This is a genomic window from Streptomyces viridiviolaceus, from assembly GCF_014650995.1.
GTDB lineage: Bacteria > Actinomycetota > Actinomycetes > Streptomycetales > Streptomycetaceae > Streptomyces > Streptomyces viridiviolaceus.
This window is the reverse complement of sequence record NZ_BMWA01000042.1, coordinates 16,444-42,680: the sequence shown is the minus strand read 5'-3', so window position 1 is coordinate 42,680 and position 26,237 is coordinate 16,444. Positions and strand designations below refer to the sequence as shown.

The following is a 26,237-nucleotide window of genomic DNA, read 5'->3' as shown; positions in this document are numbered from 1 at the left end:
GGCCGTGCCGGTCCTGTCGGCACGGAGATCGGTCCAGAGGATGTGGAACGGATACCGGTCCGAACGCGCCATTGCTCCCACGCGTGGCCGAGCAGGGGGTGGACTGCAGGCTCGCGCACACGGAGCGGCCGGGGTGCTCTCCGGTCCGGGAGGGTGCAGTCTGGGGTGGCGGGCCAGGCTGAGAGGTGGAACACGTCATGAGAGGACGCGGGTGACGGGCTCCGCCGGGGGTGCGGCCGCGCGGCTGTTGGCGCGTCTGGCCGTGCTCGCGGCGATCGGTTGCGTGGTCGTGCTGGCGCTCACGGTGGGGGAGGGAGGGCTGGCGGTCATCGCGGCCGGGCTGCTCGGGCTGGTCGCCTGCGCGGCGGGCATCTGGTGGTTCTTGGCACACCGGGGCCTGGTGCGCCTGATCGGGGCCTGTGTCGCCGTGGCCGCGCCCGTCGCGGTCCTGGTGCTCTACGCCTTCGACGGTCTGTGGCTGACGGCGCTGGTGCTGATCCTGTGCTGGGGGGCCGCGCTGGCCTGCGCCCGGGCGGCGTTGCGCAAGGCACGCCCCGAGCGGTCGAGGCGAGCGGTGGCCGCGTCCCGTCCGCGGCGGCCGTTCCTCATCATGAATCCGAAGTCCGGGGGCGGGAAGGTCGGCCGCTTCGGGCTGGTCGACCGGGCGGAGGCGCTGGGCGCCCGGGTGCTCCTGCTCGACCCCTCGGCCCCGGCGGACGTGGCGGCACTGGCCCGCGAGGCGGTGGCCGAAGGCGCGGACCTGCTGGGCGTCGCCGGGGGCGACGGCACCCAGGCCCTGGTCGCGGCGGTCGCCGCCGAACACGATCTGCCGTTCCTCGTGATCTCGGCCGGCACCCGCAACCACTTCGCGATGGACCTCGGTCTCGACCGGTCCGACCCGGCACGGTGCCTCGACGCGCTGACCGACGGCGAGGAACTCCGGATCGACCTCGGCGACGTCGCCGGCCGGGCCTTCGTCAACACCGTGTCCTTCGGCGTGTACGCCGACGTCGTGCAACGCCCCGAGTACCGCGACGACAAGGCGGGTACGGCCCTGGCCCTCATGCCGGACCTGCTGGCCGGTGAAGGGGGGCGACGGCTCGACGCGTCGATCGACGGCACCGCCCTCTCGTCCCAGCAGGCCCTGCTGGTCAGCAACAACGCGTACGTGTCTCCCGATGAACTCGGCGGGGGCGGTCGCCGGGCCAGACTCGACGACGGCGAGCTGGGTGTACTGGCGATCCGGGTGGAGAGCGCGGCGGAGGCCGCACAACTGGCCGTACGGGGCTCGCAGTCCGCCGCGCTGACGGTCATGACGGCGCAACGGGTCGAGGTGACCTCCGATGCCGACGAGATCCCCGTCGCGGTGGACGGCGAGGCGCTGCGGATGGCCACACCAGTGGTGTGCACCGTAAGGCCGGGCGTGTTGCGGGTCCAGGTGCCGCGTGACCGCCCGGGTGTCCCGGTACCCGCGCCGTCCGTGGACTGGCGACGACTCGTCGACCTCGCGTTGGGCCGCACAGGGCGCACCTCGGAACGTCAGGCCCGAGCCTGACCGGTACGCCGAGGCAGCGGGCGTGACGCTGCTCGCTCGCGGCGATCGCGTCGCCTCCGGGGCGCCGACGCCACAGCCCCACCGTCAAGCCTGTGCAGACTCCTCGATGGCCGTGGCCACCTGCTGCACAGCAGGCGAGGTGCGGTGGTCCCTGCGGCCCAGGAAGAGGTCGATGGTCTCCGTTTCGGCGAGCGGCACGTAGGTGACGCCGTCGAGCCGCAGGCTCTGCACCGACTCCGGCACGAGTGCCACGCCGTGTCCGGCGGCGACGAGGACGACGAGGGTGGCGGTCTCGCCGACCTCGACCAGGGACGAGGGCTGGAAGCCGGCCCGGCGGCAGGCGGACAGGACGCGGCCGTACATGGCGGACCGCGACTGTGCGGGATGGATGACGAAGGGCTCGCCCGCCAACTGGGCCAGCGAGATCCGCCGGCAGGCGGCCAGCGGATGATGGGTCGGGAGCACGGCTACCAGGGACTCGGTGCGCAGCGGCGTGATGCTCACCCCCTCGGTGGCGGCGCCGGAACGGAGGACCGCCAGGTCGTACGTGCCGTCGAGCAGGCCGTCGACGAGCTGCGGAGTGAGCAGCTCGCCCCGCAGGTCCATGGTGATGTGGGGCAGCCGGGCCCGGACGGTACGGGCGACGCGCGGCAGGACCTCGTAGGTGGCGGTGCCGATGAAACCCACGGAGACGCGGCCCGCGCGGCCGGTGGCGAGTTCCGTCATGTGGACGCGTGCGCGTTCGGCCTCGGCGAGCAGCGTGCGGGCGTAGCCGGTGAGATGCCGTCCCGCCTCGGTGAGTTCGACGTGCCGGGTGGACCGGTGGAACAGGGGGGTGCCCAGCTCGCGTTCCAGCTGCTTGATCTGCTGCGACAAGGCGGGCTGGGCGACGTGCAGGCGGGCGGCCGCGCGCCCGAAGTGGCACTCTTCCGCGAGCGTGAGGAAGTAGCGGATCTGGCGGAGCTCCATGGGGCAATCTTATAAAGCTCCCTTATCAATGGAGAAGAACTGAGTCTTGGACACGATGAAGCTCCCGCCCCTACCGTGAAGTCGTGACCGACAGTTACGTGTATGCAGCAGCAAGAACCCCCTTCGGACGGTTCTCCGGTGCCCTCGCCGGTGTACGGCCGGACGACCTCGCGGCGCTCGCCATGCGCGGCGTCCTGGCCAAGGTGCCGGCGTTCGATCCGGGCGAGATCGGCGATGTCGTCTGGGGGAACGTCAACGGCGCCGGCGAGGACAACCGCAATGTGGGCCGGATGGCCGTCCTCCTGGCCGGACTGCCCACCTCGGTTCCCGCCACGACCGTGAACCGGCTGTGCGGGTCCTCCCTGGACGCGGCGATCATCGCCTCGCGAGCCATCGAGACCGGCGACGCGGACATCGTGATGACCGGCGGTGTGGAGTCGATGAGCCGGGCTCCGTGGGTGCTGCCCAAGCCCGATCGCGCCTACCCCGCCGGGAACGTGACGGCCGTCTCCACCACTTTGGGGTGGCGGCTCGTCAACGAACGGATGCCCAAGGAATGGACGGTCTCCCTGGGCGAGGCCAACGAGCAGCTCGCCGAACGGTTCCCCATCCCGCGGCAGCGACAGGACGAGTTCGCCGTCCGCTCCCACGCCCTCGCCGACGCGGCGTGGGACGCCGGCTTCTACGACGACCTGGTGGTGCCGGTGGCGGTGGACGGCAAGGGGGGCACGCTGGCTCGGGACGAGGGCATCAGGCCCGGATCCACGATCGACAAGCTCGCCGCGCTCAAGCCGGCGTTCCGCCCCGACGGCGTGATCACGGCGGGTAATGCCTCGCCGCTGAGCGACGGCGCCTCGGCCGTGCTCCTGGGCTCGCAGGCCGCCGCGGCACGCATCGGCACCGATCCGCTGGCCCGCATCGCCGGGCGTGGCGTGTTCGCGCTGGACCCGCAGATGTTCGGCTTCGCGCCGGTGGAGGCGGTGAACCGGGCCCTGAGGAGCGCGGGCATCACCTGGTCCGATGTCTCCGCGGTCGAACTCAACGAGGCGTACGCCGTGCAGGCGCTGGCCTGTGTGGACGCCTGGAAGATCGACCCGGACACGGTCAACACCAAGGGCGGGGCCATCGCGCTGGGCCACCCGCTGGGCGCCTCCGGCGGCAGGCTTCTGGGCACCCTGGCCCACCGGCTGAAGGAGTCCGGCGACCGGTGGGGCGTCGCCGCGATGTGCATCGGCGTCGGCCAGGCCCTCGCCGTGGTGCTGGAGAACGTCACGGGGGCGCACCGATGACCGCGCGGCTGTGCGCCCACGCCGACGAGGCGGTCGCCGGGATCCAGGACGGCTCCACAGTCCTCGTCGGGGGCTTCGGGATGGCCGGCATGCCGGTCGATCTGATCGACGCGCTCATCCGCCAGGGCGCCAAGGACCTGACCGTCGTGTCCAACAACGCCGGCAACGGCGACACCGGTCTCGCGGCGCTCCTGGCGAAGGGGCGGGTCCGCAAGGTCGTCTGTTCCTTCCCCCGGCAGGCCGACTCCTACGTCTTCGACGAGCTGTACCGGGCCGGCAGGGTCGAGCTGGAAGTCGTACCGCAGGGCAACCTCGCCGAGCGGATCAGGGCGGCCGGGGCCGGCATCGGAGCCTTCTTCTGCCCCACCGGAGCCGGCACCCTGCTGGCCGAGGGCAAGGAGACCCGCGTCATCGACGGCCGCGTCCACGTGCTGGAGTACCCGATCAAGGGCGATGTCGCGCTGATCGGCGCCCACCGGGCCGACCGCATGGGCAACCTCGTCTACCGCAAGACCGCCCGCAACTTCGGACCGGTCATGGCCACCGCCGCGACCACCGTGATCGCACAGGTCCGCGAAGTCGTCGACACCGGCACGCTCGACCCGGAGACCGTGGTGACGCCGAGCATCTATGTCGACCGCGTGGTGCAGGAGGCAAGCGCATGAACCCCGACCGACCCCGCGCGCACGACGAGCGCCGGCCACTGAGCAAGCACGACGTCGCCGCTGTCTTGGCCCGGGACATCCCCCACGGCGCCTTCGTCAACCTCGGCATCGGCCGGCCGACACTCGTCGCCGACCACCTGCCGGCCGACTCCGGCGTGGTGCTGCACACCGAGAACGGCATGCTCAACATGGGCCCCGCCGCCCACGGCGACGCGATCGACCCGGATCTCACGAACGCCGGCAAGGTCCCGGTGACCGAGCTGCCAGGGGCGGCGTACTTCCACCACGCCGACTCCTTCGCCATGATGCGCGGCGGTCACCTGGACATCTGCGTCCTGGGCGCCTTCCAGGTCTCCGCAGCGGGTGACCTCGCCAACTGGCACACCGGCGCACCGGACGCCATCCCCGCCGTCGGCGGAGCCATGGACCTGGCGATCGGGGCCAAGAAGGTCTTCGTCACGATGACGCTGTTCACCAGGACCGGCGCTCCCAAGCTGGTTCCCCGCTGCACCTACCCCCTGACCGGGCTGGGCTGCGTCGACCGCGTCTACACCGACCTCGCCGTTTTCGACATCACCCCGCAGGGCGTCATGGTCCGGGAGACCTTCGGCACCACCGTCGACGAACTCGCGGGCCGCCTGGACCTTCCGCTGCTGCCCGCCCGGGACTGACCTCACGCAGTGAGCGAGGCGGCAACGGACCGGTGGTCCGGGCCGGTCGGCGCGACCGGGCCGGCGGGGTGTGTGTCCGGGGAGCGAGACGCCGACCGGACACCGTTCGACACCACTTGACGGTCCGGAAGGCGCCCGGTCCCTCTCTGAGTACCACATCGCACCCCCTGTAGGGTCTTCCGCGGGCACAACGATCACGCATGGGGGAGCGATGGACACGTCGGCCGCGCGGGTGCATGAGCAGATCCGGGTCCGGCTGGCAGCGGCCGTGGGTGCCGATGCCGCCGACCTGGGGCGCATCGCCGAGGAGGCTGCCCTCCGGTTGCACCGGAGCGGCCAGGAACCCGACTTCGAGGTCAGTTCCGCAAACTTCGCGACCGATCCGTTCTTCGTCTGCGCCGACCGCTACTGGCGGCAGCGATTCGCCGACAGTCCGTCCTCGGACACCGCCCTGGCCTGCGCACGCTGGATCGCCGCGCACACCGCCGCCGGGTGCCGCTCCGCCGTGCGGGAACAGTGGGCCCTGGGCAACGGCTTCATCAACCGGTCCCACCTGGAGACCCGCTAGCAGCTCGACGAGGCGGCCAGAGGGATCGCCGGAGTCCCCGGGGCCGCGGATCTGGCCCTGACCATGCTGCTCTACCACGCGGGAAAGCTGCGCGCCAACTTCGCCTTCGACGACCTGAACGCGGTCCTCACCACCTCCGCCCTCGCCGCGGCAGCCGGCCCCCACCGCGACGAGCCCGTGGTCCTCGCACTGCGCTCGTTCGCGGCGTTCGGCAGCCGCGTCCTGACCGCGGAACACGCACGCGAACTCCTCGACCGGGCATGGACGGCCCCGCACCGCTCGCGGCATGTGGTGGACGTGTGCCTGAACGGGCTGGCGTTCTCCGTGCCCTTCGACGGCCAGGGCGACCTCCTGCGCCGGCTCGCGCAGGAGGCCGTGGACAGCCACCCCGACGACCACATGTTCCGCTTCCGCCTCGCGACCGCCCACCACCTGTGCGCCGACCACGACGAGGCCCTCGCTCACGTCGATGCCGCTCTGGCCATGCTCGCCCGCCAGGGGACCTTCAGCCGCGAACTGCTCCTGGAGCAGTACCTCGTCAAGCGCGACGCCATCCAGGAGGCCCGGCTGCGGGCGGCGCGCGAGGCGGAGCACGAGGCCCGCTGGCGGCGCCAGGACGCCGCCAACGCCGACCTGGAGCAGGCCATGCACCGCTCCTCCGTACGGGCGGTCGAACTCGTCGCCGTGTTCACCTCGGCGATCGCCTTCGCGGTGGGCTCACTCCAGATCACCCTCAGCGGCACCCTGAAGCTGCGCGAGCGGCTGTGGCTGCTCACGGCCCTGGGCGCAGGGCTGGCCGTCTTCGCCCTGCTCATCATCGGTGGCACCTGGCTGATCACCCGCAGGCGCTCCCGCCGCTGACCGTCCACGTCCCGCGGCCGCACACGTCCGGCGCGGTACCGCCGCGGTCACATGCGGGTCGCCAGCGGCACGGTCACCTGTTTCAGCCACTCTCCCTTCGCGAAGTCCCGCGCCTTCACGACCACTCGGTCCCGGAACACCTCCACCTGGAGTCCCTGGTTGAACGTGCCGGGAACGGTGACCTCGCCGCCGCTGCCGTCGTCGCGGAAACCGGTCTGCACCGCGCCCGTGTTGAACACGGGGAAGCCGTCGAGGTTGGCGGTGCCGGGGACGACCCGGCGTACGAACCAGTCGGACAGGGCGAGATCCCAGTGTGTGTGGCCGCAGAAGAGGAACACGTCGCGGTGGCGGCCGAGGATGCCCAGGAGACGGTCCGCCTGGAGGTAGTCGCGGGAGTAGAGCGTGTTGTGGCTGCCGGAGACCGTGTCGGGCAGCGGGTGGTGGGTGATCACCATGACCGGCTTGCGCCGGAGCGCCCAGTACGCCAGGCGGTCCTCCAGCCAGGCGAACTGCGCATCGCTCAGCCACACCTCGTCCCACAGCTTCGGGTCGTGGTAGTGCATGTACTTCTCGGTGCCGATGCTCAGGACCGGGATGCCACCGAAGGAGTGCTCGGCCTGGACCGTGTTCCGGCCGGCGAACCTGTAGAAGCTCCGGAACAGGGAGTCCTCGGTCGTGCCGTTCGGCCAGGTCTCCTGGGCGAGTGTCGACGGATCGGCGTACTTCGGCACGTAGAACTCGTGGTTGCCGATCGCCCAGGCCACCGTCCCGGGGTGGGTGTGCCTGGCGAACTCCGCGGTCACCGCCGCGTACTCGAAGTCGTAGCCGCGCGGGGTGATGTCACCGGCGACCGCGATGCCCGAGCTGCCCGGGTTGACGGACTTCATGTCCTCCAGCGCGACTCCGAGGTCCCGGAGGTCGCCCTGGATGTCGCTGATGACGTTGAAGGTGGTGACCGGCTTGCCCCGGCGGCCGGAGCCGACCGCGTGCGCGGGCAGCGGGGTCAGGCCACACAGCCCCACGGCACCGGCTCCGGCGGTGGTCAGGACAGATCTGCGATCCACGGGCGTTCCTTCCTGCGGTGCTCCGGAGGTCGGCCTCCGACTCCGGACCATCGCATGCTTGGACTAGACCCGTTATGTATATGAGATCAATGACGACCGGAGGGAGGTGGCGATCCGACCGGCGGATGAACGCATTCCCACGGGCGCCTTCCCACGGGCCGGTTCACCGGGCACGGCGCACCATCTCGGTGATCCAGGTGGGAGCGAACGGAGACGTGCAGCCCGGGGAGGTCGGGTAGTCCTTGAGCACCTCCAGGCGCTCACCGATGCCGATCGCACGGCTGCGGTGCTCGGCGTGCTCGATCCCGATCTGAGCCAGGCAGTGGTTCATCGCCCACTGCAGGCGGTCCGGGGCGTCCTTCATCTCCGCTTCGATGACGTCGAGCAGTCCCGCGAGGTCGAGGCCCTCGGGCTTCTTCGCCACGCGTTCGGTGGTCAGCGCCCAGCCGGCACTGGCGACCACGGGATCCGGATCGGCGGACCAGGCCACGCGCAGCTCCTCGGAGTGCGGGTTCTTCTTCACCACGTAGTTCACGAGCCAGTCGTGCACCTTGGGTGTGCGCGCCTCGCGCACCATGACGTCCAGCTCGTCACGCTCGAACGCCTTCGGGCGGCACACCAGGACGGCCAGCAGTCTCGCCGCGGTGTCGCCCGTCTCCCAGAGCCGGCAGGCGAGTTCGTGCTGGGTCTTCAGCCGCTTGGCGAGAGCGCGCAGCTTGCTGAGGTTCACACCGTGATCGTCACCGTGCTTCTCGTTCACCTTCCGGGCCTTCGGATCCTCGAGCCCGGCCAGCTCGGCCATCACCTCGGCGACCCTCGTCCCGGTGGGCGTCGTCTCGGCCACCTCGGCCTCCTGTCCGTCACGTGCGAGCGCTTCAGCCTACGACGGACGCGGTGCACCGCGGTGCCCCCGCAGCCTCGTGCGGGCCGGGAGACGCCCGACGGCTGCGCCTGGCGAGGCGACCTCCGAGCCGCGGCGGTGACACGCCTGGCCGCGGAGTCCCCGCGTTCCCCGCCGGACCGCGGACTCCGGTGATGATGAGCGCATGGACGTCACCGAGGTACTCCTGCCAGGGGTGGGGCTCCGGTACGAGTTCACCAACCACGAGGGCGACGTGGTCGGCATCGTCGCGGAGCGCACCGGCGTTTTCGACCTGGTCGTCTACGACAGCGGCGACCCGGACACGAGCCGGCCCGTCGTGCGTCTCAACAGCGAGGAGGCCGACGCGGTGGCCGAGATCCTGGGCGCTCCGCGGATCGCCGAACGCTTCGCGGACCTCACCAAGGAGGTGCCCGGGCTGCTGTCGGGGCAGGTCGAGGTCCGCTCCGCCAGCCCCTACGCCGGTCAGCCGCTGGGCAGCACCAGAGCCCGGTCCCGCACGGGCGCCTCCATCGTGGCGATCGTCCGGGGCGATGGCGTGATCGCGTCGCCGAAGCCGGAAGAGGTGCTCCGGGCCGGTGATGTGCTGGTCGTGATCGGAACCCGTGAGGGGATCGCCGGCGTGGACCGGATCATCCAGGGCTGAGGGGTGCGCGATCCCATCACCCTGCTGCTGGAGCTCGGGCTCATCCTCACCGCGCTCAGCGTGCTCGGCGCCGCGGCACGGCGCCTGACGCTCTCGCCGGTCCCGCTCTACCTGCTCGCCGGACTGGCCCTCGGCGAGGGAGGAATCGCCCCGGTGCCGGCCGCCGGTGCGTTCGTCGAGACCGGCGCGGCCATCGGCGTGGTCCTGCTTCTGCTCACGCTCGGCCTGCAGTTCTCCCTGGCCGAGTTCACCGGCAGCCTGCGCCGGCACCTGCCCTCCTCCGTCGTCGACCTGGTTCTCAACGCCGTGCCGGGCGCCGTCGGCGGATGGCTTCTCGGCCTGGACGCCATCGGCATCCTGGCCCTCGCGGGCGCCACCTATGTCTCCTCGTCGGGAATGGTCGCCCGGCTCCTCGCCGACCTGCGGCGGCTGGGCAACCGGGAGACGCCCGCCATCCTCTCCGTCCTGGTGATGGAGGACATCGCCATGGCCGCCTACCTCCCCCTGCTGGCGGTCCTGGCCGCCGGCGGTCCCTGGTGGCAGGCCGCCCTCGGTGTCCTGGTTGCGGTCGGCACGGTGCTGGCGGCCTTCGTCGCCTCCTACCGGTGGGGGCACCACCTCGGCCGGCTGCTGTCGCACCCCGACGACGAACAACTCATGCTCAGGGTGCTCGGCCTGACCCTGAGCGTCGCGGCGCTCGCCGAGCTGGTCCACGTCTCGGCGGCGGTGGGAGCCTTTCTCGTCGGACTCTCCCTCACCGGTGAGACCGCCGCCCGGGCCCGCGCGGTGCTCGGCCCCCTGCGGGACCTCTTCTCCGCCGTCTTCTTCCTCGCCATCGGACTGTCGGTCGGCCCGGACGACCTCGTGCCGCTCCTTCCCGCCGCCTTCGCGCTCGCCGCGGTCACCGCCGCGACCAAACTGGTCACCGGCCGTTACGCGGCGGCGCGGGACCACGTCGGGCGCCGCGGTCAGCTGCGGGCGGGCACGACGCTCATGGTGCGCGGCGAGTTCTCCATCGTCGTCATCGGCCTGGTCGGGACCGTGCACGGAGACCTCGCCCCCCTCGTCACCGCGTACGTCTTCATCCTCGCCGTCGCGGGGCCCTTCCTCACCCGTCTCGCAGGAGCCCCGCGCCTGCGTCCATGAGGACGGGGACGAGCCCGCGTTCCTGCCGCTCCCGCCCCGCAGCCCGACCTCACGGAGGGCCGGCAGCCGCGGGAGAATGAAGGCGTCGTCCTGGGCTGCGCTGAAGGCGGTGGGATCCATGACGCTGTCGCTGGTCGTGGGTGTCGACGGATCGGAGCCCGGCCTCTGGGCGGCCGACTGGGCGACGGACGAGGCGGCCCTGCACGGACTGCCGCTGCGCATCGTCCACGCCTCCCTATGGGAACGCTACGAAGGCCCCGTCTTCGCGCAGGCGGCCGAGCTTCCCTCCGAGCACGTCCTCGCGCAGGAGATCGTCGACCGCGCCGCCGAACGGGCTCGGCAGCGGAACCCGGACGTGCAGGTCACCGTCGACATCGTTCCCGACGACCCCGAGGCGGCGCTGCTGCGGGAGTCGGGCCGCGCCGCCGCCGTCGTGACCGGGTGCCGGGGCAGAGGACCGATCAGGGGCGCGCTGCTGGGCTCGGTCAGCCACTCCCTGGCGACCCATGCCGTGGGCCCGGTGGTCGTCGTACGGGGCAGCCCGCACAACCGGCGGGGAGCCAACGGCCGCATCGTGGTCGGCGTGGGCGAGGCAGCGACCAGCGCGAAGGCGATACGGTTCGCGTTCCGCGAGGCCGAAGCACGGCACTGCGCGCTGGACGCCGTACGCGCCTGGCGCCGGCCCGCCCACAGGACCCTCGCGCATCCGCTGCTCGCCGGTGACACCGCCCACCACCACGAGGAGCGGGCAGCAGCCCTGCTCGACGACGTCCTGCGCGCCCCGGAGCACGAACACCCTGACGTACCGGTGCACCGTGTCACCGCCGAGGGCCCGGCCCACCACGTCCTGCTCACCCACGCGGCCACGGCCGACCTGCTCGTCGTCGGTGCCTCGCGACGCCACGGGCCGCTTGCGCTGCCCCTCGGCCGTGTGGCGCACGCCGCGCTCCAGCATGCCGACTGCCCCGTCGCGGTGGTGCCGCAACGCGCAGCCGCATGACGTCGCGGGCTCTTCCGGCGCGGGGAGCGGTCAGCGGGCGGCCGCGGCACCGTCCAGGCTCAGGGGTGCGTCCGTGTGGGCCACGACGTCCTCCACGGTGACGCCCCAAGCCGTCTCGACCAGGGCGAGGCCGTCGTCGGTGACGTCCAGGACACCGAGGTCGGTGATCACTCGGTGGACGCACCGCTCGCCGGTGAGCGGGAGGGTGCACTCCTGGAGGACCTTGGAGCTGCCGTCCTTGGCGGTGTGCTCCATCAGGACGATGACGCGCCGGGCGCCGTGGACGAGGTCCATCGCGCCGCCCATGCCCTTGACCATCTTCCCGGGGACCATCCAGTTGGCCAGGTCGCCGCGTGCCGACACCTGCATGGCGCCGAGGACGGCAGTGTCGATGTGACCGCCGCGGATCAGGCCGAAGGACAGCGCCGAGTCGAAGAAGGAGGCTCCCGGCAGCACGGTGACCGTCTTCTTGCCGGCGTTGATCAGATCCGGGTCGACCTCGTCCTCGGCCGGGGCCTCCTCGTGCAGCAGGTCGCCGCCGCCGCGCGCCCCCTCGGCGGCGAACCGCAGGGCTGCCGCCCGGCCCTGCCCGCGTGCCGTACCGGAGATCAACGTCACCTTGCCGTCGAGCCGTTTCACGACGACCCCTCCCGCAGGGCGTCGGAGACGGACTTGACGCCGCCGTGCGCGGTCAGCCCCCCGTCCACGGGGATCTCGGCACCGGTGATGAAGGAGGACTCGTCGGACAGCAGGAAGACGACGAGCGGGGCGACCTCGCCGACAGTCCCCGTACGGCCCAGCGGCGTCTCGCGGATGTTGGACTGGCGGAACGCCGGGGCGGCGGAGACGGTCATGTCGGTCTCGATGAAGCCGGGGTGGACCGTGTTGACGCGGATGCCGCGCGGGCCCAGCTCCAGCGCGGCGGTCCGCGACAGCCCACGCAGCGCCCACTTGCTGGTCGTGTACGCGACCGGGTAGTGGGCCGTGAGGGCCGCTGACGAGCCGACGTTCACGACGGCGGAGCCGGGCGGCATGAGCGGGGTGAGGTGCTGGATGCCGAGCAGGGGGCCGGTGACGTTGACCGCGTGGACGCGGGCCATGTCCTCGGCACGGACCTCGCCGACACGCGCCCGCCAGGTGATGCCCGCGTTGTTCACCAGGCCGTGCACCTGCCCGTACGCCTCCCGCAGCTCGGCCGCGAGTGCGGCCCACTCCTGATCGTCCGTGACGTCGAGGCGGCGGCAGCCTCCGGCGGGTTCGACGTCGGTGGCGATGACGTGGGCGCCCTCCCGGGTCAGGGCATCGGCCTCGGCGGCGCCCTGTCCGCGGGCCGCGCCGGTGACCACCACGACCTTGCCGAGCAGCCTCTTGGTGCGCAGGTCGCTCACGGCCGCTCCCGGGACCGGCGCCGCCCCGTGGGCAGCGGTACGGGCTCGGCGCCGGGGACGACCGTGTTGGTGAGCGTGCCGATGCCCTGGACGGTGAGCGTGACGGTGTCGCCGGGCTTCAGCGGTGGCGGGGACTGCTCACCGCGCCGGCCCCACAGCTCGGCCAGGCAGCCGCCGTTGCCACAGGTGCCGGAGCCGAGGACGTCACCCGGCACCACCCGGGTGCCGCGGGAGGCGTACGCGACCATCTCCTCGAACGTCCAGCTCATGTTGGACAGCAGGTCCTCGCCGACCCGCTCGCCGTTGACCTCGGCGGTCAGGGCCAGGCGCAGGAAGCCGTCGGCGTCCCGGTACGGCTCCAGTTCGTCGGCGGTGACCAGGTAGGGGCCGAGGGAGGTGGCGGAGTCCTTGCCCTTGCAGGGGCCGAGGCCGACCCGCATCTCGGCGGACTGCAGGTCGCGCGCGGACCAGTCGTTGAAGACGGTGTAGCCGACGATGTGGTCGCGGGCCCGCTCCGGGGTGAGGTCACGGCCCTCGCGGCCGATGACGGCCGCCACCTCCAGTTCGAAGTCCAGGACCGCGGAACCCGGCGGCACCGGGATGTGGTCGCCCGGTCCGTGGACGGCGTGCGGGTTGGTGAAGTAGAAGGTCGGGGCCTCGTACCACTGGTCGGGCACGCCGGCGGCACCGCTCACCGAGCGCCGCACGCCCTCGACGTGTTCCTCGAAGGCGACGAAGTCGCGTACGGAGGACGGCTGGAGAGGGGGCAGCAGCCGGACCTGGGAGACATGGGGGCCGGGTGGGACGTCGAGGGTGGCGGCACCGAGGTCGAGGAGCGACGGGAGCCCGTCCCCGGTGGCGAGGATCTCGGTGAGCGAGCGGGCGTCCGGCACCGGGTAGAGCACCCCCTCGTCGTCGACGACCGCGAGGCGGGACCGGTGCCGGTGTTCGTAGGCGGCGAAGCGCATGAGCGGCTCCTGGCAGGAAGTGGCCCGGGGCGCGACGGGCTTGCGTCAGGGCAGTCGACAGGGCTGCCGCGCCCCGGGAGTCGGGGTGGGATCAGACCGGCGGGGCGACGAACACGCCGCGGTCGAGGTCGTTGAACGACTCCTTGGCGACCAGTTCGTTCATCGGGTTGGCCGTGCCCCACTGGTCGGTGACCTCCGGCTGGGAGAAGTCGTAGACGTGCGGGTGCCAGGTGTCCTCGTCCAGCAGCTCCAGCTCGGTGGTGTACTCGACGGTGTTGCCGTGCGGGTCGAGGAAGTAGGTGAAGGTGTTGTCGCCCGCCATGTGGCGGCCGGGGCCCCAGATCTTCTTGAAGCCCGCACGGATGACACGGCCGGAGCCGCGCATGTACTCGTCGATGCCGCGCATCTCGAAGGAGATGTGGTGCAGGGCGGTGTGCGGGCCCCGTGCGATGGCCATCGAGTGGTGCTGGTTGCTGATCCGCATGAAGTGCATGACCTCGCCCATGTGCGGCGAGCTGAGTGTGTCGGACAGCCGGAAGCCGAGGTGGCGCTCGTACCAATCACGGGTGCGGTTGAGGTCGGGCGAGTTGAGGACGACGTGGGACAGCTTGACCGGGATGGACTCCTTCTCCTCGATCCTGCGGTGCTGCCGTACCTCGACGTCCGCGGACACCTCGATGGTGCGGCCGTCGACGTCGAAGAAGCGGAAGCCGTAGCCGCCGCCGGGGGTGTCGACCTTCCCCGGCCGGGAGATCAACTGCACGCCCCCCGCGAGGAGTTCCTCGGCGAGCGTGTCCACGTCGGCCGGGCTCGCCGCACCGTAGGAGACCAGGTCGAGGCGCTTCTCCTCGGCCTTGCGCAGCCGCACGACGTACTGCTCCGGGGAGCCCTCGGCGGCCAGGAAGGAGATGCCGGAGTCCTCGGCGACCTTGGTCAGGCCCCAGACGCCGGAGTAGAAGTCGAGCTGCTTGTCGTAGTCGGGCACGGCGAGGTCGACGTGCCGCAGATGGGTGAGCAGGCGTGCGCTCATGGGGTTCCTCCTCAGGAGAGGGCGAGGTCGAGCAGGGCGGAGGCGTTGCCGCCGCGTACGGCGTCGAAGTCTGCGTCGGGCAGCCGTGCGGCGCGCAGGGCGCCGACGGGGTCCTCGGTGCCCATGTCGAAGGGGAAGTCGGAGCCGAGCAGCACCCGGTCGGGCCCCGCGACGCGGATCAGCTCCCGCAGCACGTGCGGGTCGTGGACGAGGGAGTCGAAGTACAGGCGCTCCAGATAGCTGCTGGGCAGGTGTGCGCAGCCGGCGCCGGCGTCGGAGCGGGCCGACCAGGCGTGGTCGGAGCGGCCGATGTGGGTGGGCAGGTAGCCGCCGCCGTGCGCGGCGATCAGCTTCAGGCCGGGGTGGCGGTCCAGCACCCCGGAGAAGATGAGGTGCGACAGGGCGACGGCGTTCTCGGTGGGCTGCCCGACGGTGTTGGACAGGTACCACTCGTCCAGCCGCTCGTCCAGCGTGCACCCGAAGGGATGGAGGAAGACGATCGCGCCGGTCTCCTCCGCCCGGGCCCAGAAGGGTTCGTAGGCCGGATCGGACAGTTCCCGGCCCGGGGCGTGGCTGGAGATCTCCACTCCGGCCAGCCCCTGCCCCAGGGCGTGGTCGAGCGCGCGCACCGTGTGCTCCGGGTGCTGGAGGGGTACGAGACCGAGCCCGCGCAGCCGGTTCGGGGCGGCCGAACAGTGCGCGGCCGTCGACTCGTTGGCGAGCCGGTATACCTTCTCGGCCGTCTCCTCGTCCGTCCAGTAGTGGTAGTGCGAGGGGGAGGGGCTGACCAACTGGACGTCCACGCCCTGCGCGTCCATGGCGGCCAGCCGTACCGGCACGTCGGTCAGGCGCGGGATGCGCTCGCGCACCATCGGGCCGCTGACCGCGAGCGCCGCCGGGCCGTTGCGCCGGGCCTCCAGAGCCCTGGCCTCGGCCAGTCCCGGCAGGCCGTCCACCAGGGCGTCGACCTCCGGCAGCAGGACGTGCGCGTGCACGTCGACGGTCGGGGCGGGGCGGTGGCCGGGTGACGGGCGGGCGGTCACGGCAGGTCCCGCAGCATCGTCATCGTGCGGCCCATCAGCCCGGGGACGTCGGCGTCGCGGACGCCGTCCAGCTGCCACTGCCCGATCTGCACGGACGCCTCCACGACGGCCCGGACACGGTGTACCCGTCGCTCGTAGTACGCCTGGAAGAGCGCGTCGTCCCAGGTTCCGGCCTCGGTCAGCATCCGCGCGAGCACCCACGCGTCCTCCAGGGACAGGGCCGCGCCCTGCGCCAGGGTGGGCGGGCAGCAGTGCGCCGCGTCGCCGACGAGGACCACGCGGCCGCGGTGCCAGGCGCCTTCCACCAGCAGCCGGTCGAACCAGGTGTAGTTGACCTTCGCCGGGTCGGTGATGTGCTCGGTGATCTCCGGCCAGAAGCCACCGTAGGCGGAGGCGAGGCGCCGCATCTCGTCGGCGTACGTCTCCGGCGGTATCGAGGCCCGGTCGCGGCTGGCCTCGACGACGTACGCGTACAGGGTCGTGTCGCTGGTGGGGCAGTAGCCGGCGATGTAGGCCGGGCCGCCGTAGGCGAGGTCCGTGCGGACCACGCCGGCCGGGCGCGGGGCGGCTGTGCGCCAGATGGCCATGCCGGTGGGCTCCGGCCTGTCGGTGATGCCGATCGCCGCCCGGGTCGTGGAGCCCAGGCCGTCGGCGGCGATCACCAGGTCGTAGCGGCCCTCGGTGCCGTCGGTGAAGCGCACGCAGACGCCGTCGCCGTCCTGTTCCAGGGATTCCGCCCGGGTGCCCAGGCGCACCGAGGCGCCGCCCGCACGGACGGCGTCGATGAGGATCTGCTGGAGGTGGGGGCGCTGCATGCCGACGGTGGCGGGCAGGTCGTCGCCGCCGGTGCGCAGATCCCTGACGACGTGCAGAACCGTGCCGTCGGGAGCGGTGATGCCGACGGAACCGAAACCGAAGCCGGACTCCTTCACCCGCTGCCACACACCCAGTTCACGCAGGACACGCAGGGCATTGCCCTGAAGGGTGATGCCGGAGCCGGCGGTGGCGTTCCAGTCGGCCTCGGCCTCGATCAGGTCCACGTCCAGACCGGCCCGGCGCAGCAGGATCGTCACGGCGTTGCCGGCCGCGCCGCCGCCGACGACGAGGACGGTGCGGGGTGTGCTCATAGGGAGAACTCCTTCGTTCCGCTGGTCACTTGACGGCGACGGGGTTGACCGGGGAGCCGACCGCGCCGGTGACGGGCAGGGGAGCGGCGGTGAGCCAGAAGTCGTACACGCCGTCGGCGGCACAGTCCTCGGCGAGGGCTTCGAGGTCCCACATCTCGCCGATCAGCAGGCCGATGTTGGGGATGGCGACCTGGTGCAGCGGCTGGAAGGCGTCCTCGAACTCGTTGGGCCGCACCTCGAAGCCCCAGGTGTCGGTGGCGATCGCGGCGATCTCGCTGCCGTGCAGCCAGCCGGCCGTGGTGAACGACAACCCGGGTGCCGGCCCGCCGGCGTAGTCTCCCCAGCCGTCGCGGCGGACCCGGGCCAGCCGGCCCGTCCGGACGACGACGATGTCCCCGCGGCCCACGCGCACGCCGTGCGCCTCGGCCGTCGCCGTCAGATGCTCCTCGGTGATCGCGAACCCGTCGGGGAGCTCGCCGTCGTCCGCACCGACGGCCCGGCCCACGTCCAGCAGCACGCCGCGTCCGGCGACGTACGGGGCCATGTGCTCGATGCCCGTGACGAGGTCGCCGTCGGAGGTGACGACCTGGTCCGCGGGCCGCCCGTTCCAGGCCCTGCCGTGGTCGAAGATGTGCCCGAGCCCGTCCCACTGGGTGGAGCACTGCAGCGGCATCGCGATCACGTCGTCGGCGCCGCCGATGCCGTGCGGGAACCCCTGCTTGCCGAGAGCGGCGTCGGTGCCGGTGTCCAGCATGGTGTGCACCGGGTTGGTGCGCCGCCGCCAGCCCTTCTGCGGGCCGTCCATGTCGAAGGACTGCGACAGCGAGAAGCTGACGCCCCGCCGGACGAGCGCGGCGCCCTCGCGCCGCTTGGCCTCGTCGAGGAAGTTCAGTGTGCCGAGGACGTCGTCCTCGCCCCAGCGCCCCCAGTTGGAGTACGCCTTGGCGGCCTCGGCGATCGCGCCCTCGGGGTCGTGCCGGTCGAGCGTCACGACGCCTCCGCCACACATCGGGTGCGCTGAGTGCCGAGCCCGGTGACCGAACCCTCCATCACGTCGCCGTCGCGCAGCAGCCGGCCCCAGTGCATGCCGTTGCCGGCCGGGCTGCCGGTGAGCACCAGGTCACCGGGCAGCAGCTGTGCGGTCTGCGAGGCGTACGCCACCATGCGGGCGACGCCGAAGATCATGTCCTTGGTCGACTCGTCCTGCATGGTCTCGCCGTTGAGCTTCAGCGTGACGCGCAGGTCGCCGGGGTCGGCGACCGACTCCGCGGGGACGATCCAGGGGCCGAGCGGCGTGAAGCCGGGGGCGTTCTTGCTGCGCAGCCAGTCGGTGCCGATCTGCGGCATGTCCCGGCGGAAGACGGTGGCCCGGTCGGTCAGGTCGTTGGCGATGGTGTAACCCGCGATGTACTCGGGCGCCTCCGCCACGGACACCCGGTGGGCGGGCCGGCCGATCACGACGGCCAGCTCCAGCTCCCAGTCGGGCTGTTCGGCCCAGGCCGGCAGGACGACGTCGTCGTACGGGCCCGTGATGGCGCTCGGCAGGCCGATGAACACGTACGGCAGGTCCTCCGCGGCCCGCCGGTCCATGACCTCCGCCGCCTCCGCGCGCCGCTCGTCCTCGGGCCGGTCGTCACCGGGCGCGCGATGCGCGACGTGCAGGTCGATCACGTGCCGGCGGTAGTTCGCCCCCGACTGGAACACCTGACGCGGCTCGACCGGCGCGTGGACACGGAAGCCGGTCAGCGGCCCGAGGTCCGGACCACGGTCGGCGGCGAGCGTCCGCAGCCGCGGCAGGGCGGTCGCCCAGTCCTCCAGGAGGCTCCGGACGGTCAACTGCTCGTCAGCGAGGGCAACTCGCAGGTCGAGCACCTGCGCCTCGGGGGTGACCAGGGCGGGAAAGGCGGGCCCCTCAGGGGCCGAGAGAGTGGCGAGGGCGAACGGTCCGGCGAAGAGCGCGGACACGGGTTCAGGTTTCACGGACATGTCCTCCTGACTGCGGTGTGACTAATCTGGGCCCGCCACCAGCGATCAGGGAAATCGATTCTGTGGATGATCGGCATCCGCCCCGTTTATTTCCCCTGGTCGTCGCCGCACCACAAGGGGAAGACCCGTGAACCTGGCCCGCCTCGACCTCAATCTCGTCGTCGCCCTGCGCGCCCTGCTGGAGGAACGCAACGTCACCCGGGCCGGCCGGCGGGTCGGTCTGAGCCAGCCCGCGATGAGCGCCGCCCTGGCCCGGCTGCGCCGGCACTTCGACGACGACCTGCTCGCCCGCGTCGGCGGCCACTACGAGCTCACCGCTCTCGGCCAGGTCCTCCTGGACCGCACTTCCACCGCCTACGACGTGCTGGAACGCCTCTTCTCCAGCCAGGCCGACTTCGACCCGGCCAGAGAGAACCGCGAGTTCAGGCTGGTCGCGTCCGACTACGCCGTCGCCGTGTTCGGCACCGAGCTGGCCCGCGTCGTGCACAGGGAGGCTCCGGGAATCCGGCTGAGGTTCACGCAGACGCCGCCGACCGTGGTCGACGACACGGCCACCCTGCTGAGCGCCACCGACGGCCTCCTCATGCCGCACGGCGTCATCAGCGACTTCCCGGCCACCGACCTCTACGACGACCGCTGGGTCTTCCTCGTGGCCGACGACCACCCGAGCGTCGGCGGCAGCCTCAGCCGCCGGGACCTGGCCGACCTGCCGTGGGTCACCTACCAGCGCACCTACGACGCCCCGGCGGTGCGCCAGCTCGGCATGCTGGGCATCGAGCCGCGGGTGGAGGTCTCCGTGGACAACTTCCAGTTGCTGCCCCTGATGGTCGCCGGCACGCGGCGGATCGCCCTGATGCAGGCCCGTCTGGCCCGGATGCTGGCGCCGATCGCCGCGGTGCGGGTGGCCGAGCCGCCGTACGAGGCGGTGCCACTGCGCGAAGCCCTGTGGTGGCACCCGGTCCACACGCACGACGCGGCCCACATCTGGCTGCGGGAGACGGCCGCGCGGGTCGGAGCACGGCTGTCCGAAGGCGGCGCCCGCCCCGACGACGGGAACGGCACACGGTGAGGACACCCCACCGCGATCCGGTCCCCTCCCGCGCCGCCCGCATCCTGAAGACGGCTTCGGGAGTGAGGTGCACGAGCCCGGCAGCCGGCCGGGCCGGCTCCGCGGGGGCCTCGATCCAGCCGAGGTCGCCGTCGCCGTTGCAGCGCTCGGCGGGAGCCTTCACGGTCGGGGCGGAAGGGGCGCGTCAGTCACCGGGGCTGATGAGGAGCAGGGCGATGTCGTCGCAGGGGGCGGGTGCGTGCCGGATGAGGGTGTCGGCCATGGCGTCGAGGTCGGCCGGGTCCTCGTGTTCGAGGAGTCCGGCGAGGGCCGCGGTGGCGTCGTCGAGGTCGACTCCGGGGGCTTCCACGAGTCCGTCGGTGTAGAGGGCGAGCACAGAGCCGGGAGGCAGGTGGAATTCCAGCGCGGAGTAGACGGTGTCCGGCTCGATGCCGAGCAGCAGGCCGGGTGGGACGGGCAGGAGTTCGGTGCGTCCGTCGGCATGGCGGACGAGCGGCGGTGGGTGGCCGGCGGTGGCCAGGCACGCGTGGTGGGTGGCGAGGTCGAGGTGGACGTAGACACAGCTGGTGAACAGGCCGGGGTCGAGGTCGGTGAGCAGGCGGTTGGTGCGGGCCAGGACGTCGTCGGGGGACGCGCTCACGGTGGCGTGGGCGTGGACGGCGGTACGGACCTGTCCCATGAGGGCTGCGGCGTCCACGTTGTGACCCTGCACGTCGCCGATGGCGACGCCGGCCGTGTGTGCGTCGAGACGGATCAGGTCGTAGAAGTCGCCCCCGATGGCCAGACCCCGGGCAGCCGGCAGATAACGGGCGGCGACCTTCAGGCCGGGGACGTGGGGGAGGGTGTGCGGGAGCAGGGCGGACTGCAGGCGGTGGGCGAGGTGGTGTTTGGCGTCGTAGAGACGGGCACGGTCCAGGGCCTGACCGACCAGGCCGGCCAGTGAGGTGAGCACGGCGCGTTCGCCGGGCGGGAAAGGGCGGGGTCGCCGGTAGGCGAGGAGGACGGAGCCGATGGGGCGGCCGGAGGCGATCAGCGGAAGGAAGGCCCATGCGGCCATCCCGTCCTCGTGCACGGTGGCCGGATAATCACGCTTGAGGTCGGCGAAGGTCGCGAAGAAGCCCGGGACACCGGTGCTCAGCACTCTGACGCCAGGGATGTCCGAGGCCAGGGGCATTCCGTCGAACCGGTCGATGATCTCGGCGCGGTAACCGCGGTAGCCGATGATCTTGAGACGGCCGTCCTCGGCGGTCATCAGCACCATGGCCTGCGCGCCGAGAGCCGGCAGCAGCTGGTCGGCGGTCTGCTCCGCCACGTCCTGCACGCCGACCGCCTCCGTGAGGGTGGCGGCCAGATGCATGAGGTGGTACAGCACGGTGGCCCGGCTGGGGCCGGCGGCCGGTACGGACGGCGACGCATGAGCACCGTCGCTGCCGCGGGTGATGCGGACGCTGATGCCGGAGGAGTCCGGGTACAGGTCGAAGGACAGCCATGCGTCCGGCGGACGCAGCACGGTGAACGCCTGCGGTTGCCGGCTGACCAGCGCGGCCCGGTAACGGTCCTCGACCTGGGGGACGTCCATCCACGGCAACGCCTCCCAGGGCAGGGCCCCCAGCAGGGAGGCCGGATCGGCACCGAGGAGGTCGGCCGCGGCCGGGGTGACGAACGTGATGCGGCCGTTCAGGTCCAGCGCGCAGGACCCACCGGGCAGGCGGTCGACGAAGGCCGAGACCGCTGCCGCCTCGCCGGGGGAGAGCGCGCGGCCGGTCGGCGGCGGCAGGGTATGCGGACGGTCGGCGGGCAGCACCGGGTCGCCGCTGTCCGCCGCCTGCTGCAGGAGGCTGCCCAGGTGGCGGCAGCCCGTCTCGATGACGTCGCGTTGGCCGTGGCTCAGCTGTGGCGGATGGCTGCCGGGCCACAGCAGCACCAGCCCGCCCTGGACGGCGTCGCTCGAGGCGACCGGGGCGGCCGACAGTGCGAAGTGGTAGGGCAGTACGAGCGCCGGCCTCGGGTATCGGCGTGCCATCTCCTCCTGACCGCCGATCCACACCAGGCGCCGTTCGCGCACGGCGTCCGCGACCGGCATCGGATCGGTCAGCGCGACCCGCCTCCACGGAGTCGCGATCTCCTGGGGGACTCCCGCCACCATCACCAGCCACAGTGCGTCGTCGCCCGGGGGCAGCACGTACAACAGCCCTCCGAACGCACCGCTCTCCCGCACCACGGCGGCCATCGCGGTGTCCATCAGTGGTCCGCCCGAACCCGCGACAGCGGGACGGCCGACCCGGTCCGGCCGTCGTCGGCACGGTCGGGCAGCGCCTGTCGGGCGCCTGTGCCTGCCCGTGCCATGTCCTGCCGTCGTCCACCCGCGGTCTGTCGGCGGGGCTGTGCCCGCCGTGCCGCCTGCCGGTGCGCTGGGCGCGAGTACCGGCGGCCGTGTCCCGCCGGCTCCGGCAGGGCCGCACCGCACCAGCCACACCGAACATCACCCATATGCGGACACTATGCCCATCTCGCGGCAGTGGCATCCAGGCGCCGAGTACCACGGACGACGTCCGCGGCGTCAGGCGCCGGCCGGCCAGGAACACCCGGCGGCCGCCTCAGGCCGCCTGCCGTCGCACCGGCCGTCCACGCCTGGTCACCAGTGCCGTGGCCGACGCCGCCCGCGGGGGCCGGGGCCCGGTTGCCACCGTGCCCCCTGCGCACAGGCCGTCGCCCCGACATGGGCCCCTGGCGAGCAGTGGCCCCTGGTCGTACGCGCTCGCCCCCCTCAGTCCGCAGTGCCCTTCTCGAGTGCCACCGTGGTCGTGACCCGGACGAGCGCGGGTCTCCTCGGTACCGAACCGAACCCGAAGCGCACGGGCGGTTCGACAGGCGCCGTGGCACCGAGGTCGGTGCCCTCGAACACCGCCGACACCTCTCCGATCCGCCGCAGGTCCCGGGCGCCGTACCACTCACGGCGGTCCGCACCGGCGCTCCCGCGGGTTCGTACGCCGGGCAGCAGCAGGCGGGCGGGCCGGTCCGTCAGCGCACTCCACGCCGCACGGCGGGCGAGCACGCCGGGAACGGCACGCAGCAGGAGCCCGAGAAGCCCTCTTCGGCCGACGGTGAAGCGCAGGTCGAGTGGGCCCGCGGTGACGGTCCAGGTGTCGTCCGCGACGCCTACGCCCACCGGGACGACCCGCACGGTGTCGAAGGCGTACGTGCCGCGGATGAAGTCCGCCGACTCCTGCGTGGGGGCCAGCAGCAGCCGCTCCCCGTCGGCTCGTTCGAGCATCACGTCGTTGAACGGTCCGAAGGGCGACCGTTGCCACCGGCCCAGCACGATGCGTGTGCCGGAGGCGGTGCCCATGCCCGCGATCCAGCCGTCGAAGCGCAGCCGCGGGCGATGCGTGGCTCCGGCGGAGACGGACCGGCTCATGGTGCGATCAGGGATCAGGAAGAGCCAGGGCCGGGCCCTGCGGCACAGGGAGTGGAGGGTCCGATCCGCACATGCCGGACTCCTTCCGAGAAATGCACCACGGGCTCGCCGAGAGGCGCCGGCAGGCCCGCGGTGCCGGTCAGCGTCTGCTCCAGCACGTCGACCGCGGCGTCGGCCAGCGGCCACGGCTCGTGCTCGACCGGCGTCGCCCAGATCATGCCGAGCCGTCGTGTGTACGCACGCCAGCGCGAGGTCAGCCAGACGTCCCGCTCCGTCGGCTCGATCGGGTCGCCGGGGCGGACGACCAAGCGGTAGGAGGCCCTGTCGGTCCAGCGCGAACCGGCGTACGAGACGCTGTCCCCGTCCGCGCGGACGCCGAGGCCGCCCGGGCTGTACGGCACGCCGACGGCGCGAGCCGCCAGCATCACGGGGCAGGCGACCGCGATGGACAGGAACCACAACCCGTCCCGCCCGTCCCGGCGCCGGACGTAGGTCCGCAGGTTGGTCTCGGCGAACGACGGGAGACCCGGCACCGCGGCGGGCAGGCCGGGAAACCGCACATCCGCCATGACGAACGGCGTGAACCCCACCCAGGCGGCTCCCTCGTACTCGTCCACCACCAGTTCGTCGGGCAGCAGAGCCTGTACCGACTCCGGCCGGAAGGACCAGTTGACGAACGTCGCCGTCAGCCAGCGCGCCCGCAGGACGGGGATGCTCACCCGCTGCTCCGCTCCGTACGCCACCACGGCCCACGAGTCCCCGGAACCGGGGCCTCGAAAACGCATGCCGTTCCGCCCTGCGGCCGGCCCGGGAGCAGTCCGGCAGCGGGATCAGGCCATGCCCGGGCCCCGCAGCACGAGCTGTGTCACGGCGATGCCGGCCACCATGATCGCCGCCCGGAACGGCCACCGGCTGCGGTTCCCGGAGGAGACGGCCGTACCCGCGACCGCGACGATCCCGGCCGCCGCAGCCATGACCCGGTCCATGAGAGCCGGAGCCCCGGGAGGCCCGGCGACGACCACGCCCACGGCCGCCAGCATGACGCACGGGGCCAGCCACCGGCACGCCGGACGGCCCAGCCGCTGCGGCAGCCCGCGTACACCGGTCGCGAGATCGTCCTCGATGTCCGGTAGGACGTTCACCAAGTGGGCCCCCACACCCAGCAGGGCCCCCGCCGTCACCGCCCACCAGGCGGGCCAGGACGGCGACGCCAGACCCAGGGTGACGAACGCCGGCAGTGAGCCGAAGCCCACGGCATACGGCAACGGGGAGAGCACCGTGTGCTTCAACCGCAGGTTGTAGGTCCAGCCCGCGGTCACCATGCCCCCGAGGTGTACCGCTCCCGCGGCCACACCGCTCAACAGGGACAGCGGCAGGCACAGCGCCAGCGCGGTGACGGCCGCGACGGCCACCGTCCGGGGTGGGAGTTCGCCGGTGGCCACCGGTTTGTCGCGGCGTCCGCAGGCCGTGTCGCGCTGCGCGTCGGCCGCGTCGTTGCACCAGCCGACCGAGAGCTGGCCGGCCAGCACGGCCGCCGCCACCGCCACCGACCCTGCCGTCCCGCGGCCCGCCGCCACGGCCAGGGCGGTCACGAACACGGTCACGGCGATCGCCGGCTCCGGATGGCAGGAGCGCAGCAACACCGGGACGCGGTACGTGGCACGCGCGAGAACCCCGGACGGGTGGAGAGACACCTACGCAAGGTAATCGGCCCTCCATCGCGAGGAAGGTATGAGCGACATGCGTGTCCCCGTGATCGTCGACCCGTCCTCGTCCCCGTCTCCCGGGCAGTGCCGGACGGACCTGCCCGCCGCGGCGACCACCATCGCCGCCGTCAGCACCGCTCTGCCGCCGTACCGCTACGCCCAGGACGACCTCACCGAACCGATCGGCGACCTGTGCCTGCCACCGGGGGCGGACCGTGGCCTGCTGCGCCGTCTGCACGCCTCCGCCGGTGTGCGCACGCGTCATCTCGCCCTGCCGATCGAGCGGTACGCCGATCTCGGTGACTTCGGGCGGAGCAACGACGCGTGGATGGCGGCGGGACTCCGACTGGGCGAGGAGGCTCTCACCGGCGCGCTGAAGGAGGCGGGACTCGGACCGGACGACATCGATCTGCTGGTGTGCGCCTCCATCACCGGGGTCGCCGCCCCGTCGCTCGACGCCCGGCTGGCCGGACGGACGGGGATGCGGCCGGACGTGAAGAGACTGCCGGTGTTCGGCCTGGGCTGCGTGGCGGGTGCCGCCGGCCTCGCCCGGGTGCACGACTACCTGCGCGGGCACCCCGGCCACACCGCCGCGCTGCTCACCGTCGAACTGTGTTCCCTCACGTTGCAGCGACGCGACGCCTCCCGGGCCAATCTCGTCGCCGGTGCCCTGTTCGGCGACGGCGCGGCCGCGCTCATCGCACGCGGCGGCGGCAGCCGCGGCGGCGCGGGGCCGCACACGGCCGGGCCCTCGGTCGTCGCCACGCGCAGCCACCTGTACCCGGACACCGAACAGCTCCTCGGGTGGGACATCGGCGCGAGCGGGTTCCGTGTCGTGATCGACGCCGGCGTTCCCGGCATCGTGCGGGACCACTTCGGACGACACGTGCGTGCCTTCCTGACCGACCACGGCCTCACCACCGACGACATCGGGACCTGGGTGTGCCATCCGGGAGGCCCCAAGGTCCTTTCCGCCGTGAGCGACGCCCTCGGCCTGTCCGGGGACGCGCTGGACTGTGCGTGGCGATCACTGGAGACGGTGGGGAACCTGTCCTCGGTCTCCGTGCTCCACATCCTGCAGACCGTCCGGGAAGAGCGCCGTCCCGGGCCCGGGACGTGGGGCGTGCTCCTCGCGATGGGACCGGGGTTCTGTTCCGAACTCGTCCTGCTGCGCTGGTGAGGGAGTTG

At 72.4% G+C, this 26,237-nt stretch carries 26 protein-coding genes; 11 read left to right on the top strand and 15 right to left on the bottom strand.

The genetic code is table 11. From position 1 onward, the window contains the following. Positions 1–211 precede the first annotated feature (211 nt). The gene (locus IE260_RS38080; protein WP_189880465.1) at positions 212–1,555 is read left to right on the top strand and encodes a diacylglycerol/lipid kinase family protein; all 1,344 of its coding nucleotides are present in this window, start codon (positions 212–214) and stop codon (positions 1,553–1,555) included. An 84-nt stretch (positions 1,556–1,639) separates the two neighbouring features. Here IE260_RS38080 and IE260_RS38075 read toward each other — a convergent pair whose 3' ends face one another. Next, entirely contained in the window at positions 1,640–2,524 is an 885-nt protein-coding gene (locus IE260_RS38075) for a LysR substrate-binding domain-containing protein (protein ID WP_189880464.1), read from the bottom strand. 83 nt (positions 2,525–2,607) lie between these two features. Between IE260_RS38075 and IE260_RS38070 the strand changes: the two genes are divergently transcribed. From IE260_RS38070 to IE260_RS38050, 5 genes are all read left to right on the top strand, one after another. Further along, positions 2,608–3,813, top strand: coding sequence for a thiolase family protein (locus IE260_RS38070; protein ID WP_189880463.1), 1,206 nt, complete (start codon positions 2,608–2,610; stop codon positions 3,811–3,813). Beyond that, entirely contained in the window at positions 3,810–4,478 is a 669-nt protein-coding gene (locus tag IE260_RS38065; protein WP_189880462.1) for a 3-oxoacid CoA-transferase subunit A, read from the top strand. The genes IE260_RS38070 and IE260_RS38065 overlap by 4 nt, the downstream gene beginning before the upstream one ends. Next, positions 4,475–5,149 (top strand): 3-oxoacid CoA-transferase subunit B, encoded by a 675-nt coding sequence (locus tag IE260_RS38060; protein WP_189880461.1) that lies wholly within the window; start codon positions 4,475–4,477, stop codon positions 5,147–5,149. The genes IE260_RS38065 and IE260_RS38060 overlap by 4 nt, the downstream gene beginning before the upstream one ends. 211 nt (positions 5,150–5,360) lie before the next feature. Continuing rightward, on the top strand, positions 5,361–5,717 hold the full coding sequence (locus tag IE260_RS38055) for a hypothetical protein (RefSeq protein ID WP_189880460.1): 357 nt from the start codon (positions 5,361–5,363) through the stop codon (positions 5,715–5,717). A 63-nt stretch (positions 5,718–5,780) separates the two neighbouring features. After that, a complete protein-coding gene (locus tag IE260_RS38050) occupies positions 5,781–6,578 on the top strand; it encodes a hypothetical protein (RefSeq protein WP_189880459.1) in 798 nt (265 codons plus the stop codon). Between the two features lie 47 nt (positions 6,579–6,625). Here the strand turns inward: IE260_RS38050 and IE260_RS38045 are convergent, their stop codons facing one another. Together IE260_RS38045 and IE260_RS38040 are read right to left on the bottom strand one after the other, a co-directional pair. Beyond that, entirely contained in the window at positions 6,626–7,642 is a 1,017-nt protein-coding gene (locus tag IE260_RS38045; protein ID WP_229881724.1) for a metallophosphoesterase family protein, read from the bottom strand. A 163-nt stretch (positions 7,643–7,805) separates the two neighbouring features. Continuing rightward, positions 7,806–8,444 (bottom strand): DNA alkylation repair protein, encoded by a 639-nt coding sequence (locus IE260_RS38040; RefSeq protein ID WP_229881727.1) that lies wholly within the window; start codon positions 8,442–8,444, stop codon positions 7,806–7,808. 244 nt (positions 8,445–8,688) lie between these two features. Here IE260_RS38040 and IE260_RS38035 point away from each other — a divergent pair, with 244 nt between their 5' ends. The 3 genes from IE260_RS38035 to IE260_RS38025 all read left to right on the top strand — a co-directional run bounded on the left by IE260_RS38035 (position 8,689) and on the right by IE260_RS38025 (position 11,314). Continuing rightward, positions 8,689–9,168, top strand: a complete 480-nt coding sequence (locus tag IE260_RS38035) for a cation:proton antiporter regulatory subunit (RefSeq protein ID WP_189880456.1) — start codon at positions 8,689–8,691, stop codon at positions 9,166–9,168. 3 nt (positions 9,169–9,171) lie between these two features. After that, positions 9,172–10,314, top strand: coding sequence for a cation:proton antiporter (locus tag IE260_RS38030; protein WP_189880455.1), 1,143 nt, complete (start codon positions 9,172–9,174; stop codon positions 10,312–10,314). Positions 10,315–10,432: 118 nt separating this feature from the next. Then, entirely contained in the window at positions 10,433–11,314 is an 882-nt protein-coding gene (locus IE260_RS38025) for a universal stress protein (protein ID WP_189880454.1), read from the top strand. Between the two features lie 30 nt (positions 11,315–11,344). On the opposite strand, the gene IE260_RS38020 is transcribed toward IE260_RS38025, so the two are convergent. The 8 genes from IE260_RS38020 to IE260_RS37985 all read right to left on the bottom strand — a co-directional run bounded on the left by IE260_RS38020 (position 11,345) and on the right by IE260_RS37985 (position 18,856). Beyond that, positions 11,345–11,953, bottom strand: a complete 609-nt coding sequence (locus IE260_RS38020; RefSeq protein WP_189880453.1) for a 3-oxoacid CoA-transferase subunit B — start codon at positions 11,951–11,953, stop codon at positions 11,345–11,347. Then, positions 11,950–12,702 carry an SDR family NAD(P)-dependent oxidoreductase gene (locus IE260_RS38015; protein WP_189880452.1) on the bottom strand — a complete coding sequence of 251 codons (753 nt, stop codon included), beginning with the start codon at positions 12,700–12,702 and terminating at the stop codon, positions 11,950–11,952. The genes IE260_RS38020 and IE260_RS38015 overlap by 4 nt, the downstream gene beginning before the upstream one ends. Further along, entirely contained in the window at positions 12,699–13,670 is a 972-nt protein-coding gene (locus IE260_RS38010) for a fumarylacetoacetate hydrolase family protein (RefSeq protein ID WP_189880451.1), read from the bottom strand. Before IE260_RS38010 ends, IE260_RS38015 begins: the two co-directional genes overlap by 4 nt. A gap of 91 nt (positions 13,671–13,761) precedes the next feature. Further along, on the bottom strand, positions 13,762–14,700 hold the full coding sequence (locus tag IE260_RS38005; RefSeq protein WP_189880450.1) for a VOC family protein: 939 nt from the start codon (positions 14,698–14,700) through the stop codon (positions 13,762–13,764). Between the two features lie 11 nt (positions 14,701–14,711). Continuing rightward, positions 14,712–15,743, bottom strand: a complete 1,032-nt coding sequence (locus IE260_RS38000; protein ID WP_189880449.1) for an amidohydrolase family protein — start codon at positions 15,741–15,743, stop codon at positions 14,712–14,714. After that, positions 15,740–16,870 carry an FAD-dependent oxidoreductase gene (locus IE260_RS37995; protein ID WP_189880448.1) on the bottom strand — a complete coding sequence of 377 codons (1,131 nt, stop codon included), beginning with the start codon at positions 16,868–16,870 and terminating at the stop codon, positions 15,740–15,742. The genes IE260_RS38000 and IE260_RS37995 overlap by 4 nt, the downstream gene beginning before the upstream one ends. A gap of 25 nt (positions 16,871–16,895) precedes the next feature. Continuing rightward, positions 16,896–17,861, bottom strand: coding sequence for a cyclase family protein (locus tag IE260_RS37990; protein WP_189880447.1), 966 nt, complete (start codon positions 17,859–17,861; stop codon positions 16,896–16,898). Beyond that, positions 17,858–18,856, bottom strand: coding sequence for a fumarylacetoacetate hydrolase family protein (locus tag IE260_RS37985; protein WP_189880446.1), 999 nt, complete (start codon positions 18,854–18,856; stop codon positions 17,858–17,860). The genes IE260_RS37990 and IE260_RS37985 overlap by 4 nt, the downstream gene beginning before the upstream one ends. 127 nt (positions 18,857–18,983) lie before the next feature. On the opposite strand from IE260_RS37985, the gene IE260_RS37980 reads away from it, so the two are divergent. Beyond that, complete coding sequence (locus tag IE260_RS37980; RefSeq protein WP_189880445.1) at positions 18,984–19,925, top strand: LysR family transcriptional regulator; 942 nt, start codon at positions 18,984–18,986, stop codon at positions 19,923–19,925. Positions 19,926–20,109: 184 nt separating this feature from the next. Here the strand turns inward: IE260_RS37980 and IE260_RS37975 are convergent, their stop codons facing one another. From IE260_RS37975 to IE260_RS37960, 4 genes are all read right to left on the bottom strand, one after another. After that, complete coding sequence (locus IE260_RS37975; RefSeq protein ID WP_189880444.1) at positions 20,110–22,167, bottom strand: SpoIIE family protein phosphatase; 2,058 nt, start codon at positions 22,165–22,167, stop codon at positions 20,110–20,112. A 525-nt stretch (positions 22,168–22,692) separates the two neighbouring features. Next, a complete protein-coding gene (locus IE260_RS37970) occupies positions 22,693–23,343 on the bottom strand; it encodes a hypothetical protein (protein ID WP_189880443.1) in 651 nt (216 codons plus the stop codon). 14 nt (positions 23,344–23,357) lie between these two features. Beyond that, complete coding sequence (locus tag IE260_RS37965) at positions 23,358–24,062, bottom strand: YqjF family protein (RefSeq protein WP_229881722.1); 705 nt, start codon at positions 24,060–24,062, stop codon at positions 23,358–23,360. 111 nt (positions 24,063–24,173) lie between these two features. Beyond that, on the bottom strand, positions 24,174–25,037 hold the full coding sequence (locus tag IE260_RS37960; RefSeq protein ID WP_189880441.1) for a UbiA family prenyltransferase: 864 nt from the start codon (positions 25,035–25,037) through the stop codon (positions 24,174–24,176). Between the two features lie 37 nt (positions 25,038–25,074). On the opposite strand from IE260_RS37960, the gene IE260_RS37955 reads away from it, so the two are divergent. Then, on the top strand, positions 25,075–26,229 hold the full coding sequence (locus IE260_RS37955) for a type III polyketide synthase (protein ID WP_373303462.1): 1,155 nt from the start codon (positions 25,075–25,077) through the stop codon (positions 26,227–26,229). The last annotated feature ends 8 nt before the right edge of the window (positions 26,230–26,237 follow it).